Source organism: Streptomyces sp. NPDC107538, from assembly GCF_055657445.1.
Genome location: NZ_JBVKAY010000010.1, coordinates 65998 through 81383, shown reverse-complemented (window position 1 = coordinate 81383; position 15386 = coordinate 65998). Strand labels below are relative to the sequence as shown.

The following is a 15386-nucleotide window of genomic DNA, read 5'->3' as shown; positions in this document are numbered from 1 at the left end:
CACCGACCGCGCCACGGACGGCATCACGAGAGAGCCCACCATGTCGAACTACGCCGACAGCAAGCGTGACCTGGACAACTACCTCACCGCGCGGGTGCCCGTCGTCGGACTGCGCACCATCGAACAGACCCGCGCCCTGCGCATGCTCAAAGAGGTCGCCACCCAGCCGAGACGCGCCAACCAGCAGTTCTGGATCCACACCAGAGCCACCGGCCTGCGCGATCTGCGCTCCGGGGCGGCCGTCCTCGACGACCGTTCGCTGACCGGTGCCATGGACTTCGCCGCCGCCCAGTTCGGCGCCCGCCCGCACGCCACCCTCGTCCTCGTCGACCCGGGGGAGCTGGAGTCCGACACCCCCTTCACCCGCAACGTCGCCGAACTCGCCCGGATCGCCGACACGCACGCCGGATGCGTCGTCCTCATCACCGACAACCCGATCTGGAGCGGCCTGCAACGCCTCGGTATGAGCCTGCAGTTGGACCTGCCGAACGCCGACGAGATGTACGGGACCATCAGCGGCTTCCTCAGTGACCACCGAGGTGTGGTCTCCATCGCCTGGACCGAGCACGACGCCCGCCGGGCCGCCGAGTTCCTCCAGGGTGTCACCGAGGGCGAGGCGGTGAACCTGATGGCCACCCTCATCGCCAAGGGCTCGGTGGAGGCCGACGACGTCCTGGCCCTCGCCGGTTCCAAGGACCGCATCTTCAACAACCTCGCCGGCCTCGAACGCCTCGCCCGCAAGGACGTCGACTACTCCGTCGGCGGACTCACCAACCTGCGCGGCTGGCTGGAGCGCAAACACCGCCTCATCCACACCGACCTGCGCGGCACCCACCTGCGCCCGCCGCGCGGTGTCCTGCTCGTCGGGGTCCCCGGCTGCGGGAAGTCCCTGTCGGCGAAGGCCATCGCCCAGCAGTGGCAACTGCCCCTGTACCGACTGGACATGGCCAGCATCCACGGACGCTACCTGGGCGAGTCCGAGGGCCGGATGCGGGAGGCCCTCGACGCCGCCGACCGGGTCGCCCCGTGCATCCTGTGGATCGACGAGATCGAGAAGGGACTGGCCGGAGCCCACGACAGCTCCGGCGTCCAGCAGCGCATCATCGGCCAGTTCCTGTTCTGGCTCCAGGAGTCGGACTCCCGCGTCTTCGTGGTCGCCACCGCCAACGACGTCCGCAGTCTGCCGCCCGAACTGCTGCGCAAGGGCCGCTTCGACGAACTGTTCTTCGTCGACCTGCCGGACGACCAGGACCGCCGGGAGATCATCACCCTCTACTACCGGCGTTACGTCAAGGCCGAACCGCATCCGGACCAGCTCGACCGTCTCGTGGACCTCTCGGAGGGCTTCGCCGGCTCCGACATCGAGTCGGCGCTCCACGACGTCGGCGCCGAGGTCCTGCTGGGCGGCGGGGCGGACCGGCTCGACCCCTCGTTCGTCGAGGACACCTTCGCCAACACGGCACCCCTCAGCCGCAGCAACCCCGAACAGATCGAGGAGATCCGCGCCTGGGGCCGGGAACGCGCGGTCCCGGCCGGCCGGTCCGTCGTCTCCACCGCCACACCCGGCGCTGGCACGCCCCGGAGAGTCGTCGTCCTCGGGGACGGCTGAGTGCCGGGGCACCGCGGCGACGAGGGCACCCGAGGACCGGTGAGGGGAGAAGGATGGGGGACGCCTGGGTGGCCCTGGCGGTCGCCGCGGTCGGTGTCGTCGGCACGCTCGGCGCCGCGCTGCTGACACAGAGCCGGGCCGACCGCGCCAAGCGGCTGGAACTCGACGCACTGGCCCGGCAGCAGCGCGAGGAACGTGAGCACGCCGAGCGCATGCGCCGGGCCGAACTGTCGGCGGCCCGGCACGGCGAACTGCTCGACCTCCGCCGTGCCTGCTGCATCGCGCTCAACACCGCCGCCCGCCAGTACCAGACCGCCCAGGTCAACCTGTTGCACGCGCTGCGGGACGGCACCGGCGTAGACGCCTGTCTGGAACAGTTGGACGAGCGCCGCTCCGCCCACCGGGAGTGCTACGCCGAGGCCCAGATGGTCGTGCCCACCACCGTCCTCGTCTCCGCCGGCGCCGTGAGCCGACAGCTCAACACCGGTTACGGCATCCTCAAGAAGGCCCTCGCCGGACCGACCGTGGACGGCCCGGCGCTGGACGCGTTCGAGCCGGAGCTACGGGCGGCGTGGACCTCCCTCGCGGACATGCGCCACACGATGCGCCGCGATCTGGGGGTCGACGACGCCGGCCCCTGAACCGCGCGGGCCCGTCGGCCCCTGCACCGCCGGCTCACCGGCCGTGGTGGGCGAAGGAGGCCCAGACCTCCAACTCGTCCAGCGGGCCGCTCGCGGTGCCCCCGACCAGCGCCTCGAACTCCGCCAGCTCCGGCGGCAGGACCCGCCCGGGGTCCAGCATCCACAACTGGGCCGCGCGCAGGGCGTCCCGGGGCGGTGTCCCCCGCCTCATGTGGTGATGGACGAGCAGCACCAGCAGGGTGGTCCGGGGGTCGTCGGCGACGGCCCAGCGGGAGCCGACGACCGCCGTCGCCCCCACCCCCAGGAAGGCCGTCGCCAGCGTCAGCGCCTCGTCGTGGTCGCTGAGGGTCAGATCGCTGGTGCAGTTGGCGAGCAGGACCGTACCGCCGGGCATCCCGGGATCGCGGCCGGCCGCCCCGGTCAGCAGGTCCTGCACCGACACCGTGTGCGTGGCGTCCAGTTTGAGGACGGAGTCGTTGGACGTCGGGCCGGTGTCCGCGTGACAGTTGATGTGCAGGAGCGCCGTCGGCGTGGACCCCCGGCCCGGCAGGAACGGCTCCAGCGACCGGGGCTCGGACGGCAGCGTCACCGCCCCCGCCCCGCGAGCGTCCCTCTCCCCGCCCAGGCCACCGATCACGGTGACCTCCGGATGCAGGGACGTCACGAGCGCCGCCTCGCGGTGCATCGTCGGCGACCCGCCGGGGTCCACGACGACGGCCACGCCGCCCTGCCCCAGGACGGCCGCCGGCCGGTCGGCCACCTCGATGAGCTGACGGGCGCTGGCACAGTACGAGATGACGGCCCGCTCACACGCGTGGCGGGCCCGGGGCGCCGCGGGGGCAGCGGACCCTGGCCCCTGTGCGACGGACCCCGGGCGCTGCGCGGCGGACTCCGGGCCCTGTGCCGCGTGCCAGGGGACGATGCCGAGGGAGCCCACGGGAGCGAGGACGATCCGGGGGGTACGGCCGGGCCACCAGGCCTCGGCGGCGGCCAGCAGCGGTGTCATCGCGGCCTCGCCCGCCCACACGCACAGCGCCTGGAGCGCCTGCCGCCACTCCCTCTCCCGCGACAGCAGACGCTTGCGGTGGAACTCGTGCATGACCCGCGGGTGGTGCGGGGCGGGCTCCTCCAGCCGGCCCACCTCCTGGAACTCCAGGAGCGCCCGGTCGTACGCGCCGACGGGCCCGGCGGACACCGAGGTCAGGCTCGGCAGCCGCAGGGAGCGGACCGTCCCGGTCGCTGTGACGATCACCGCGTGGCCCGGGGCGCCGTCCTCGCCGGGGACCAGATAGGCCAGCGCGTCGGTGCCCAACCGGCGCAGGGTGCGGCCGAGTTGCCCCGGGCCGGGTGCGGAGACGAGTCGTTTCTCGGCGGCGCTGCCCGCGAGCGCGTCCAGCACCCGGCGCCGCAGGTCGTCCGGCACCTCGCCGGGGCCGCCCCCGTGGCCTTCGGCGGCGGCCCGGACCCAGGCGTCGGCCAGGTCGGTGTGGTCGGCGTCCCGGAGCAGATCGGGGACGGTGACGTTCGTCGTGGCGGCGTTCAGCACGAGTCCGCGGCCGAGTTCGAGCGCCTCGAACGCCGCCTCGGGTCGTCCGTCGGCGAGAGTCCAGCGGACCAGCCGCAGCATGTCGGGGGCGATGGCCCGCGCGGCTTCGAGGCCGTGGTCCGCGCCCGACTGGAGGAGGACGGCGCGGCCGTGGGCGGTCAGCGCCGACCGGCCCGTCTCCCGCGACTCCCGCCGGTGTTCGCCGTCGTGCGGGCCGAACGCGCGGTGGGCCAGGGCGAGGGTCCGGATCAGCGCCACGGCGAAGGGGTCGCCCGGGCTCGCGTTCAGCACCTCCCGCGCCTCCCGCAGCACCGCGAGGGCCTCCTCCAGATCCTCCCGCCGCCCCGCGTCCAGCTGCCGGGCCAGCAACAGACTCCCCAGCCCGTACAGACACCGCCCCCGCGACCCATGGAACTCGTGCGGCCCCCGCTCCACCACGTCCCGCAGCAACGCGATCCCCTGCCCGAGGAGCTCACGCCTGTCGGACACGGCGGCGCTCGGCTCGGCCAGGGCCGCCGCCGCGCGCAGGTGGAGTGCGGGGCGGTGGGGGCTTCGGGGCGGGCAGGCGGTCGCGGCCTCGACGAGGGTGTCGACCGCGGCGCGTACGGCCTCGGCGTCACCCGCCTCGCGGACCGTCCGCAGCGCCTGTGTGGCCAGTTCGGTCCGGACGGCCGGGACCGCGGGATGGTCCGCGGGCAGCAGGCGCTCGGCCTCCTCCCAGGCCCGTACGGCGTCGTCGGCCAGGGTCGAGGAGTGGCGGCGGCGGGACCGCGCGAGCAGCAGCCACGCCGAGCCGGCGGCCGCCAGCAGCTCGGCGCGGAAGGGCGCGTGCCCGGCCGCCTCCGGGGCGTGGAAGAGATGCGGCGGCACCCGTGGATCGCCCGCCCCGGCCAGCACGGCGGGCAGCGGCGGCCGGGTCAGATGGCCCGGCGTACGGTCGAGCAGCAGGTCGTACTCCTGGACGGCCGCGTCGAGATCGGCGTGGTCGCCGAGCAACACATGCCGGTCGAGCAGCAGATGAGCCAGAAACTCGGCACACCGGTCGGCGAGGGATGGATCGGCCGCCCCAGGTCTCGCCGCGCCGTCCGACGCCGTGTCGCCGTCGAGGTCGCCGCGCGGTGTGCCGTCCGGTGTCATGCCGTCGTCGAGGGCGGTCAGGGACTGTCGTACGAGGGTGATGGCTCGGGTCAGGTCCTGGCCGTCGCGTTCGCGTAGCCAGCGGCGGTAGTGGGCCAGGGAGCGGGCGGCGGCCTCGGCCGGGCTCGCGGTCTGCGGGTCACCGGCGAGGATCTCGGCGACCCGGCCGAGCGGGAGCGCGAACGGGTCGGGCGAGCCGTCGCCGAGCAGCACGGTGGCGGAGGGGTCGATCGTGGGCGGGGTGAGCACGTCATCGGCGTCCGTCGGATCCGAGGGGGTGGGTTCCTCCGGCCGGGGTCCTGGAGGCGGGGCCGCCGTCGTCCGGGCCGCGCCCGGGAACAGGGTGCGCAGCAGCGCCTGGAGGTCGGCCGTGGCGCCGTGCCGCAACGCGTCGTCGATCATCCCGCGCATCGTGGAGCCCGGCGGGACGACGGCCCGGGCCTGCCGCAGCGTCGCCGTGGTGGTGGCCCGGTCGGCGAACGTGGCCTCGCCCGTGCGGTCGAGGATGAGCCCCAGGGTGCCGGCGACGCCCAGCATCGCGGCCTTCAGCGCCCATGCCTCGGGTTCGAGCAGCGGGGCGGCCCGCCGCAACCGGTCCGACCACGTACGGCACTCCGCCGCCGAGGGCATGCCGTCCGGCGACCGCAGGACGCCCACCATGACGGAGAGGAAGACGAAGTGCGGCTCCCGTTCGAGCGCGGCGGGAGCCAGCAGCCCGGCCAGCAACTGCAGATCGTCCTCGACGGAGGCGAACCCGGTGACGTCCGGCACCGGCCGTCCGCCGGGAGCGAGGGGCGCGGCGAACGGGTCGGTGTACCAGACGCGGTACAACATCGCGTTGAGGAACGTCCCGTGGAGGTTCTCGTCGCGCAACTCGCTGTCCGCCGGCAGCCGTTCGAGGGCCACCCGCAGGATCCGCAGGGCGTCGCGCAGGGATTCGTGCCGGACCTGGGGCAGTGCGCAGGCGAAGTCCAGGACCAGCGCGGCGCCCAGTAGGCACTGGGCGGCCAGATGGAACTCGTCCTCGTGGTGGTAGAGGCCGGTGCCCGTGCGCATGAGCGCGATGGCCTCCCGCAGATCCGACACCACCCGCGGCAGGGTCCGGTCCAGCGCCAGATCGGGATCGGCCGCCCCGGTCATCAGGGCGTTGTTGCTCAGGTCGTACGCGGCCGGCGTACCGCGGGCGACCGCCCGCTGGGTCAGGGTGATCGCGGTCTTGAGCACCAGCTCGGCCCGGTCGGTGTCGTCCGGGTCGACGAGCGAGCCGAGTTCGCGGGCCCGGACGACGAGCCGGTCGACGCCGTCGTCGTCCAGCAGCCCGTCCGACGCTTCGATCCAGAGCAGGTCGACGATGCCCGCCAGACACGCCACCCTCTCCTCCTGGTTCGTGGCCCCGGAGAGACGGGCGAGTGCGGCCTCCCAGAGGGCGGTCGCCTCGGCGCGGTCCACGGCGGGTGCGGGATCGCCGGGATGCTGGGACTTCCGGTTGCGTTCGGAGCGTTCCGCCAGCGCGAGCCCCAGATTCGTCGCGATGCGGTGGGCGGCCTCCGCGGGCAGTTCGGGATGGGTGAGGGTGGCCCGGTACCAGTCGATCGCGGTGGCCTGGGCCCGTGGGCCGCTGTCGTACTGGGTGAGCGCGTCGCACATGTCCGCGCCCAGCTCGGCCGCGTCGGCGCCGTCCTGACCGGTGTCGGCGGTGAGCGGCCGCAGCAGGTCGAGCAGCGCCCCGAACTCCGAGGCGGCGTCCCCGGAGCCCGGCGGGTGCGCCGACTTGTCGTAGCGGTCGGCCAGTTGGAGATACGAGAGCAGCGCGAGGTCGAAGGCGACCATGGGGCGCAGATCCGGGTCGAGGCCGTCGGCGTCGTACGCCGTCCGCAGATGCCGGATCGCGGCGTCGCGGTCCGCGAGCCGCTCGGGGGTGTCGTGCTCGGCGCATCGGCAGCGGTTCGACAGCACCAGCCCGAGCACCAGGTGGCACTGCGCGGGGTCCGGCAGCTGGTGCGCGTCCGGTCCGTCGAGGGTCGGGCCGAGCAGTTCGGCGACCCGGTCGGCGTCGGCCGACCGGCGCGGCCCCGGCTCGCTCGTGCGCCAGCGTTCCGCGATGTCGAGGGCGAGTTGGGAGCGGATCAGGATCAGTTCACCGAGGTCGGGCGGCTCCTCGGACCCCGGGGACGTGTACGCCTCGACGGTCAGGGTGTGGACGACGTCCCGGCGGGCGATCGCGTCGTCCAGGTCCTCGGGGCGCTGCCCGTGTGCGTGGCGGAGCTGGGCCGCGTCGGCCGACATCCCCAGCAGCAGCCGCCGTTCGCCCTCGCCGGTGGGGGAGCCGGTCAGTCCCGCCAGGATCCGCTCCAGCTCGTCGAGGAGATCCACGACCTGCCCCCGCTCGCCCCGCTCCATGGCTTCCTCGGCCGCTTCGAGAAGTCGTAGGGCGACATCGATCCGGGTAAAACGATCCATGCCGCCGGATTCCCCGGCGTGATCATCCGTTCCCTGGCCGTCCGGACCCTGATTATCCGTGTACACAAACGCCCCCTGTCCGCTGCGAGGGAATGACCCCCCACCCCGGCTCGCGAATTGCCAATCGGATCGTAGCTCACTAGCGTACTTCCGCATCCGGATTCCGGATTCGAGGAGGGGAACGAATGGACGAGTACGAGCAGCAACTAATCGCCGCGCTCGTGTCGGAACCACAGTCGATCCGGGAAAAACTCTCCCCGGCGGACCGTGAACAGCTCGACGTTCTGCTGGACATCGTCGCCGAGGGCGGGAGCGAGGAGAGGTTGCGGGGGATCACGCGTGCCGTCGCCACCCATCTGCGGGTGTCCCTTCCGGGTGACGAGGGCAGGGCGGTGGGCCGCCGGTACACCTCCTCGTCCCTGGTGCGGCGACCACCGCACGACGTGCTCCTGGAGCGCTTCACGCTGGGCGGGCCGGACGGCCGCCCGTCCGGCGTGCGGACCGCCGTACGGACCTCGGGCGAAGCGGAGGAGGCGGGCGGGACGCCGGTCGAGGTGCGCTGGGCCTCCGCGCGGGACCGGCTGCTGGCCGAGCCCGCCCTGACGGCCGCGGAACTGGCGGAGCACTTCGGCCGGGAGACGGCGCAGCCCGACCTGATCAGGCTTCCGGCCTCCGGGGGACCGGAGCGGCTGCCCGCCTTCCAGTTCGGCGCGGACGGACACCCGCGTCCGCTGGTGCTCACCATCAACGCGATGCTGGGTGCCGCGGCCGACCCCTGGGGTGTGGCCGACTGGTGGCTGGGACCCAATCCCTGGCTGGACGCCGTGCCGGCGTCGCTGCTCGGCGCGGGGCTGGACGAACAACTGCTCGCCGCCGCGAGCGTGGTGGGGGAGGACTACTGACATGGCCCGTGGAGCGAAACTGCCCGAGAAGGGCACGGCGGACGCCCGGAAGGTGGTCCGCAAGGCCGGGGAGCTGCTGTACCGGGTGCACTCGCGGCGCCGCAGGGCGGACGGCTTCAACCCGGAGCCGCAGGACCATCATTTCGGCGGCGGCCGCTTCGACAGCACACCGAACGACACCTACGCGTACCTCTACGCGGCCCCCAAGCCCGAGACGGCGATCATCGAGCGGTTCGTCCGCACCCTGCGCTTCGACGGTCTGGGCAACCACCGGGTCCTGCCGCTGCGGGAGCTGGAGGGCAGGCTGCTGTCCCAGGTACGGCTCGCCCGGGACGTCGAGCTGGTCTCCCTGTGCAGCATCCCCCAGCTCAACGCCGTCCAGCAGAGCGACTGGTGGCTGGTGGAGTCCGAGCCCACGGAGTACGCGTTCACCCGGCGCTGGGGGCACTGGCTGCGGGCCGAGGCCCCGTGGGCGGACGGCTTCGTGTGGCGCTCGCGCCTGGACGGCCCCAACGAGTCCCTGGTCCTGTTCGGCGCCACCGCCGAGAACGATCTGCTGACCGCGACCGACGAACCGCCGCGAGCCCTCGACGACGAGGACGGACTGCGCTGGCTCGCCGCGACGCTGGAGGATTACCGCGTCGAACTGGGAGCTGTCGACCCGATGCCGGGAATCGGGTCCTGACACCGTCCCCTCCCACACCGTCCCGGGGCGCTTTCCGGGCGGGAACCGGTAGTTTTCCGGTTTCTCCCCGGGGATCGGTGGAACGGGTTCCGACAGCGGCCGTCGCCCGTGCATAATTCCGGGTGAAAGGCCACGGGGGAAGCGGGAGGAATAAAGCGCGGTATTCGAGTTTCACGGGGCGAGTGAATTCGAATACCGTGCTTTCCTGTCGTCTTGTGTTCAGGGACGCCGGTCGTTCACCACATCGATCACCGCGCGGGCGCTGAGCGGATTGCGGGTCACCAGATGCACCGACCAGTCGGGGTCGGCCCTGAGTACCTGCTCCAGCGTGCCCACGACGGTCTCCGCGCTGGTCCGCGCGTCGAGACCGCCCCGGCCCGCTCCCAGCAGGGGAAACGCGATGGACTTCAGGGGGACCCGGCCCGTACGCCGTTCCGCGGCCGCCAGCTGGAAGACGCGCCGCACGGCCGCCGCGACGGCCGCGGGCGCCGTCTCGTATCCGTCGCCGTGTGCCGAGGGTGTGGCGACCGCGGCGTGCAGGATGCGCCGTACCCCCTGCGCCGACAGGGCGCCCGGCGAGGTGACGGCGACCGTGCCCGCCGCCACGGGCAGGCCCGGCACCCCGAACGTCCGCACCCAGTCGGCGAGTTGCCGCGCTATCACATCGTCCGTGATCCGGCCGACGGCGTCCTTCGTGGCTCCGGCCCGCCGCAGGCTCCCGGAGACCGTGCGGCGGAACGTCTTCGACATCTCGAAGTAGATGTTCTCCGAGGAGACCAGCACGTCCACGCCCGTGACCAGCTCGATGGGCGCCACATGCAGAGTGAGCAGGACCTCCCCGTGGGCGAAGGCCATTCGTAACACATGGCGCCCGGCACGGACGGGGGCGACCGGAGCCGGGGCTGGTGCCGGCCCCGGCTGCGGCACTGGCCCCGGCACCGGGACATGACCCTCGAAGTTCAGTACCGCACGGGCTACTTGATGGAGCATCAGCTTCTCCTGATGCTTGCGGAACCGCTCCGGCCCCACACCGTAGACATGGGCCGCCCGCGCCCGCCGCTCCTTGCCCGGCAGATCACGGGTCCCGGGCGCGAACCCGAAGGAGTGGAGGGCCGCGTCGCGCAGCAGCTCCCCGTCGAGACCCAGCACGACGGTGTGCAGCAGACGCTCCACGGCCTCCGGCTCCCCGCGTCCACCCGCGACGCGCGAGCGCAGGGTCTCCAGCTCCGCCTCGTGCAGCCGGGGCAGCCCGAGCGCGCGGACCCGGCCCAGTTCGTCGACGAGCCTGTGCGGCGCCGTCGTCAGGTCGGGTCCGGCATGCTCCAGCTCATCGGTCACCGCTCAAGGATGGGCAGGGGGCCCGGCCCCGGCAAGCGGTTTGGGACGATCGGGAGAAAACGGTCCGGCTACTCGCCCGACGGTGCGGTCAGGGTGACGCCGAGGGCGGCCGGGGTCCCGAAGTTCGGGGTGCCGTCCGCGTTCCAGGTGAACTTCTGCGCCCTGGTGGACCGGTTCATGTCGCAGCCTCCCGAGGCGGAGCTGTTGGCGTGGTACACCATCCAGTCCTCGGTGCCGTCCGGCGACTTGAAGAAGCCGTTGTGGCCGGGGCCGTACACGCCGTTGGCGTTGGACCGCTGGAACACCGGGTTCGGGGACTTCACCCACGAGGAGGAGTTGAGCGGATCACCGCCGTTGTAGGTGAGCATGCCCAGCTTGTAGTCGGGGGTGGAGCAGTGGCTGGCCGAGTAGACGATGAACGTCCTGCCGCCTCGCTGCAGGACCTCGGCGCCCTCGTTGACCGCGCCGCCCACCGTCTCCCAGCTGTAGGTCGGCGTGGACAGCACGCGCCGGGTGCCGCTCGCGGTCCACGGGTTCGACAGCGGGCGGATGAACATGGGCTGCGAGCCGTTGTAGTAGGTGCCCAACAGGTAGAGCTGACCGTTGAGTTGGAGGATGCCGGGGTCCAGTTCCCAGGTGTTGTCCTGCGTCGGGTCGAGCAGGTCCGCCTTGAAGGAGTAGGGGCCCATCGGGTCCAGGCCCGCGCTCTCCAGGACATGGATCCGCTGGGTGCCCAGGTCGAACGGCTCGCGGCCGGCCGTGTAGTAGAAGTACCAGCGCTTCCCGTTGGGTCCGTCGAGGAGGTGGAACTCCGGTGCCCACATCGTGCCCGCCCCGTTCGGCCGGGTCAGATGGAAGATCACCTGCTCGGTGGCCGTGGACAGCCCCGCCAGGGTGCTCGACCTGCGCATGGTGACCGTCGAGTTCCAGGTCGTCGTGGCGAGGTAGTAGAAGCCGTCGTAGTAGGTCAGCCAGGGGTCGGGGCCGCGCTGGACCAGGGGGTTGGTGAACGTCCTCGGGGCCGTGCCGCCGCCGGTGAAGCCGGGCAGCCGCCACACCCTGCCGTTCGTCGTGGCGCACGGCAGCTGCACCAGGTTGGTGCCGGAAGCCGACGAACCGCCGCTCGGCGCCGCGCACTTGCCCGAGCCGACGGAGACCAGGTGGAAGGTCTTGTCCGTGCCGGTGACCGCCACCGGGGTGAGCCGCCACTGCTGGTTGGTCGCGCCGTGACAGGGCCACTGGATGACGGCGGCGTTGTCGGCCGTGGAGGCGCCGTACACATCGACGCACTGCCCGGGCTGGGTGGTGATCGTGTAGACGTCGGCCGTCCCCGCGACCGGGGTGAAGGCGAGACTCTGGTTGCCCGCCCCTCCGGCACACACGAAGGCACGCAGCTGCGCCCCGTTTGCCGTCGAACCGCCGGGCAGGTCAAGGCAGTTGCCGCCGTTCTGGTTCACCCCCGTCGAGGTGAAGGAGACGGCGGCGGCAGCGGGCTGCGGTGCCACCAGGAAGGCGACCGCCAGGGCGACCGAGGCGATCAACGCGGCCAGAGACCGGGAACGAGCCCCGGCCCGTACACCTTTGCGACGAGTCACGGCCCGTACACCTTTGCGACGAGTCACGGTCCGTACACCTTTGCTTCGAGGAGTCCGACGGAGTTGGTGCCGTTGCCGGTGAGCAGCACCCGGAGCCGGGCGGTGCTCGTGGCGTCGAAGGCGACGGTGTTGTACTGGTTCTTCGCCAGCCCGTACGCCCCGGCGCCCGGCACATCCACGTACGCGCTGCCGTTCCAGTACTGGAGCTTCCACGAGGCGGGCATGTCGATGCCCTGGTCGTCGTCGAAGAAGTACACCTCCGCCTTGTTCAGGGTCTTCGCGGACGGCCAGGTCAGCTCCGCCCACTGCTGGCCGGTCTCCGGCCAGGTCCCCCAGCGCGGGTTCACGGTGTCGTTGGACGACGGCGGATCGAGCCCGTCGTTGACGGCGGTGACGCTCTCCCAGGGCGAGGTGTACGACGCCGACGCCGTGGCCGAGGCCGCCTGGTTGGCCGGTGGCTGCGTCCCGCCCCGGTTGAACACCTTCACCTCGGTGAGCCCCGTCTTCGCGCCGGAGGCGTTGGTGGCCAGCACCCGGACCCGCTGGGCGCTGATCGAGGGGAACCGCACCCGGTTGTAGTTGGCCCGCGGTGCCGTCGGACTCTTCGTCTGGTCGGGGACGTTCACCCATGAACTGCCGTTGTAGTACTGGATGTTGTAGGCCGAGGGTGCCCGATACGTCGTGCTCGCCGGGCGGCTGTCCTTGAAGTGCAGCCGGACCTCGTTGAGCGTGCGGGTGGTGCCGAAGTTCAGCTCGTACCAGTCCTGGCTGTTGGCGGAGCCGCCCGCGCCCCAGAAGGGCTCGTTGGTCGGGTAGCCGTCGACCGCGCCGGAGACATTGCTGCCGGACCCGGTGTGGGAGGCGGACACGGTCGCCCCGGCGGCCAGGTTGGTGAGGTCGGCGGTGAGGTCGACGCCCGCCTTGGCGAGCATGTCGACCATCTGCGGGCTGTCCTGCACGACCTGGTTGGGGGCCTTCAGCCCGGACTTGGCCGTGTGGTGGGTGACCGTGCCACCGGTGGTGACGTCACCCGTGGCCGGGTCCCAGGTCAGCGGCACCAGTGAGTTGACCGTGGCCACGCGGTCGCCGTCGACGTACACCGAGTAGCCCTCCGGGATGCCCGGGTAGCGCACCACACCGTCCGCCGGGTCGTCCCACACGATGGACAGATCGGCGCCCCGGTAGCGGAGGTTGTTGACGGTGAAGTGGCTCCAGCCGATGTCGATCGGGGACAGCTCCACCTTGGCGTCGCTGCGCGGGCGCAGCCCCGCCACGTCCTCGATGACGGTCCAGTTGCTGCTGCCGAGGATGTTGTGGTGGATCCAGGAGCGGTAGTTGATCGAGCTGCCGTTCCAGTCCGCCCAGAACTCGTTGGCGTCGGGCCACTGGGTGTTGCCGCCGACGTACTGCGCCCAGGTGTTCCAGTACAGGAGCTTCTTGTAGTCGGTCGCGTTCATCCAGGAGTTGGGGTAGTTGCGCAGCACCGACGAGTACAGCCGGAACTGCACGGTCGAGTTGATGGTGGAGAAGTTGTTGGAGCCGGGCTCCCCGGCGTCGGCCGCCGCCTTCTTGTCGACCTGGTTGGCCGTGTAGAAGGGGAAGATCGGGTACTGCGCCGGGTCGTCGTAGAGCCGCAGCGCCTGCCGGTAGGTGGCGGTGTTCGGGACGGCTCCCACGGAGAACGGGTAGTAGTTGTTGATCTCCTTCCAGGGCACCCACTCGTTCGTGGACTTCAGCCGGTGCTCGAACAACTGCCGGTTCGGATTCCACAGCACGTTGACGATCGCGTCCTTGATCTGCGTCGCGAGCGTACGCATCTCGGTGGCCTTGGCCGTGTTGCCGATCGCCTCGTAGGCCTGGGCGGCGGCGAGCGCGCCGCTGTACTGGTAGGCGGACTCGGCGCGGTCCATGTTCCCGGGCTTCCAGTGGAAGGACACGGCGTCCGCGTCGTTGCCGGTCAGCGCGCCCCAGTCGTACTCGATGAGCTTGTTGTTGTCGTGGTCGTAGTGCGCGAGCTGTCCCTTGACGTCGCCCTCGGCGTAGCGGGCCAGGTTGGCGGCGATGCCGGGCTGTCCGCCGTGGATCTGGTAGCTCTTCCAGGCCGCCTCGGCGATGTACTGGGTGTAGCTGTTGGACCAGTTCTCCGGGTCGCCCGGGTTGTCGAGGAACCGTCCGCCCTTGGACGTCTGGCCGACGCTCAGCCAGTCCCCGTACGCGTAGGCCGGGTTCCGCAGATACTTCAGGTCGTCGATGTGCATCGGCTGGGTCAGCGCGATCGCGTTGTTGTAGCCGAGGACGCCCTCGGTGGAGGTCGGGAACTGGAAGGTCTGCCCGGGGATGTCCGCGTCGAGGCTGTTGAAGCGCATCAGCCACCAGCGGTAGTAGATGTTCTTCTTGATCGCCGGCTCGGGCACGTCGATGTAGGGCACGTTCTGCGCCCACCACAGGTTGTACGCCTTGACGTGGGTGGCGAACGCGGTCGCGGGCGCATACCCGGCGTAGGCGTTGTACTCGGTCAGCGACTGCGGGATCTCGTCGGTGACGAAGCCCATGACCACCTTGGCCGTCACCGTGGCCCCGGCGGCGATCGTCACGGACCGGTTGAGACCGCCGCTGGAGACGGCGAAACCGTCGCCGGTGAGGCGCGGGCGGAGGGTGGTCAGGTTGTTGTACGCGTTGACCTGGCCGGTGAGTTCGCTGCCGGTGCCGGAGGTGGCGTACGGCGAGGTCGCCCGCAGCTGGAGCGTCGTGGACGCGGAACCGTTGTTCTTGATGGACAGGTTGGTCACGGCGACGTTGTTGTCGGTGATGAACTTGGTCTGGTCGACCGTGACCGAGCCGCTGGTGTGGACGCTCTTCCAGTGGCTGGGCGTCTGCCGGCGCTGGGCGACCTGCTCGGTGAAGGTGCCCGGGGTGACCGCCACCGTGTAGGCGCCGCTGTCGTTGATGCTCTCCCAGTAGGCGGCCTTGCCGCCGAAACCGAGCTGGGCGGGGTTGTGCTCCTTCATGAACAGGGCCCGCCCCCGGCTCATCAGCCAGGGCCCGGCGGGGTCGTTGCCTGTGCGGGCGAGCAGCCGGTCCATCCAGAAGTCGGTGCCCGAACTCTCCGCGTCGTAGATCGACTTCATCATGTCGCCCGAGGTGTGGGCGACCGGCGGTGCCGGGATCGCGGGCCCGCCGAAGGTGGGAAACCCGATGGTCTGCGCCGCGGCGGCCGGCGGCGCGGCGACGACGGAACATGCGCTGAGCGCCAGGGCGACGAGGACACACCTCGTGCGCCGGCGCCGTACCAGGAGGATGTGCGGTCTTCTCATCGGCTGCTCCCTGTCCCGTTGACAACACCTGCGCGCGAACCGGGGGGTGCGGAAAAGCGACCTGAAAGGTTTTCGCAACGTAGGAGCGGCCTGTTGAAGTGTCAAGGGAGGTGGAAGAGAGGCGAGTTCACGGGGCTATCGCTTCAGGACAGCCAGCTG

The 15386-nt window shown here is 71.5% G+C and carries 8 protein-coding genes; 4 read left to right on the top strand and 4 right to left on the bottom strand.

Annotation, left to right across the window (positions count from 1 at the left end; translation table 11 throughout):
• Nucleotides 1–40 precede the first annotated feature (40 nt).
• Nucleotides 41–1609, top strand: coding sequence for an AAA family ATPase (locus tag ACZ7MG_RS30720; RefSeq protein ID WP_471386900.1), 1569 nt, complete (start codon nt 41–43; stop codon nt 1607–1609).
• A 53-nt stretch (nt 1610–1662) separates the two neighbouring features.
• On the top strand, nt 1663–2250 hold the full coding sequence (locus ACZ7MG_RS30715) for a hypothetical protein (RefSeq protein ID WP_471386903.1): 588 nt from the start codon (nt 1663–1665) through the stop codon (nt 2248–2250).
• A 34-nt stretch (nt 2251–2284) separates the two neighbouring features.
• Here the strand turns inward: ACZ7MG_RS30715 and ACZ7MG_RS30710 are convergent, their stop codons facing one another.
• Nucleotides 2285–7393: a CHAT domain-containing protein gene (locus ACZ7MG_RS30710; protein ID WP_471386906.1), complete on the bottom strand. Its 5109-nt coding sequence runs from the start codon at nt 7391–7393 to the stop codon at nt 2285–2287.
• A 185-nt stretch (nt 7394–7578) separates the two neighbouring features.
• On the opposite strand from ACZ7MG_RS30710, the gene ACZ7MG_RS30705 reads away from it, so the two are divergent.
• A complete protein-coding gene (locus tag ACZ7MG_RS30705) occupies nt 7579–8295 on the top strand; it encodes a DUF3168 domain-containing protein (RefSeq protein WP_471386909.1) in 717 nt (238 codons plus the stop codon).
• A 1-nt stretch (nt 8296) separates the two neighbouring features.
• Nucleotides 8297–8980 (top strand): RES family NAD+ phosphorylase, encoded by a 684-nt coding sequence (locus ACZ7MG_RS30700; protein WP_471386911.1) that lies wholly within the window; start codon nt 8297–8299, stop codon nt 8978–8980.
• A 219-nt stretch (nt 8981–9199) separates the two neighbouring features.
• On the opposite strand, the gene ACZ7MG_RS30695 is transcribed toward ACZ7MG_RS30700, so the two are convergent.
• The 3 genes from ACZ7MG_RS30695 to ACZ7MG_RS30685 all read right to left on the bottom strand — a co-directional run bounded on the left by ACZ7MG_RS30695 (nt 9200) and on the right by ACZ7MG_RS30685 (nt 15227).
• On the bottom strand, nt 9200–10318 hold the full coding sequence (locus ACZ7MG_RS30695; RefSeq protein ID WP_471386914.1) for a macro domain-containing protein: 1119 nt from the start codon (nt 10316–10318) through the stop codon (nt 9200–9202).
• A 68-nt stretch (nt 10319–10386) separates the two neighbouring features.
• A complete protein-coding gene (locus tag ACZ7MG_RS30690; RefSeq protein WP_471386917.1) occupies nt 10387–11913 on the bottom strand; it encodes a family 43 glycosylhydrolase in 1527 nt (508 codons plus the stop codon).
• Nucleotides 11914–11936: 23 nt separating this feature from the next.
• A complete protein-coding gene (locus ACZ7MG_RS30685; protein ID WP_471386920.1) occupies nt 11937–15227 on the bottom strand; it encodes a discoidin domain-containing protein in 3291 nt (1096 codons plus the stop codon).
• Nucleotides 15228–15386 lie beyond the last annotated feature (159 nt).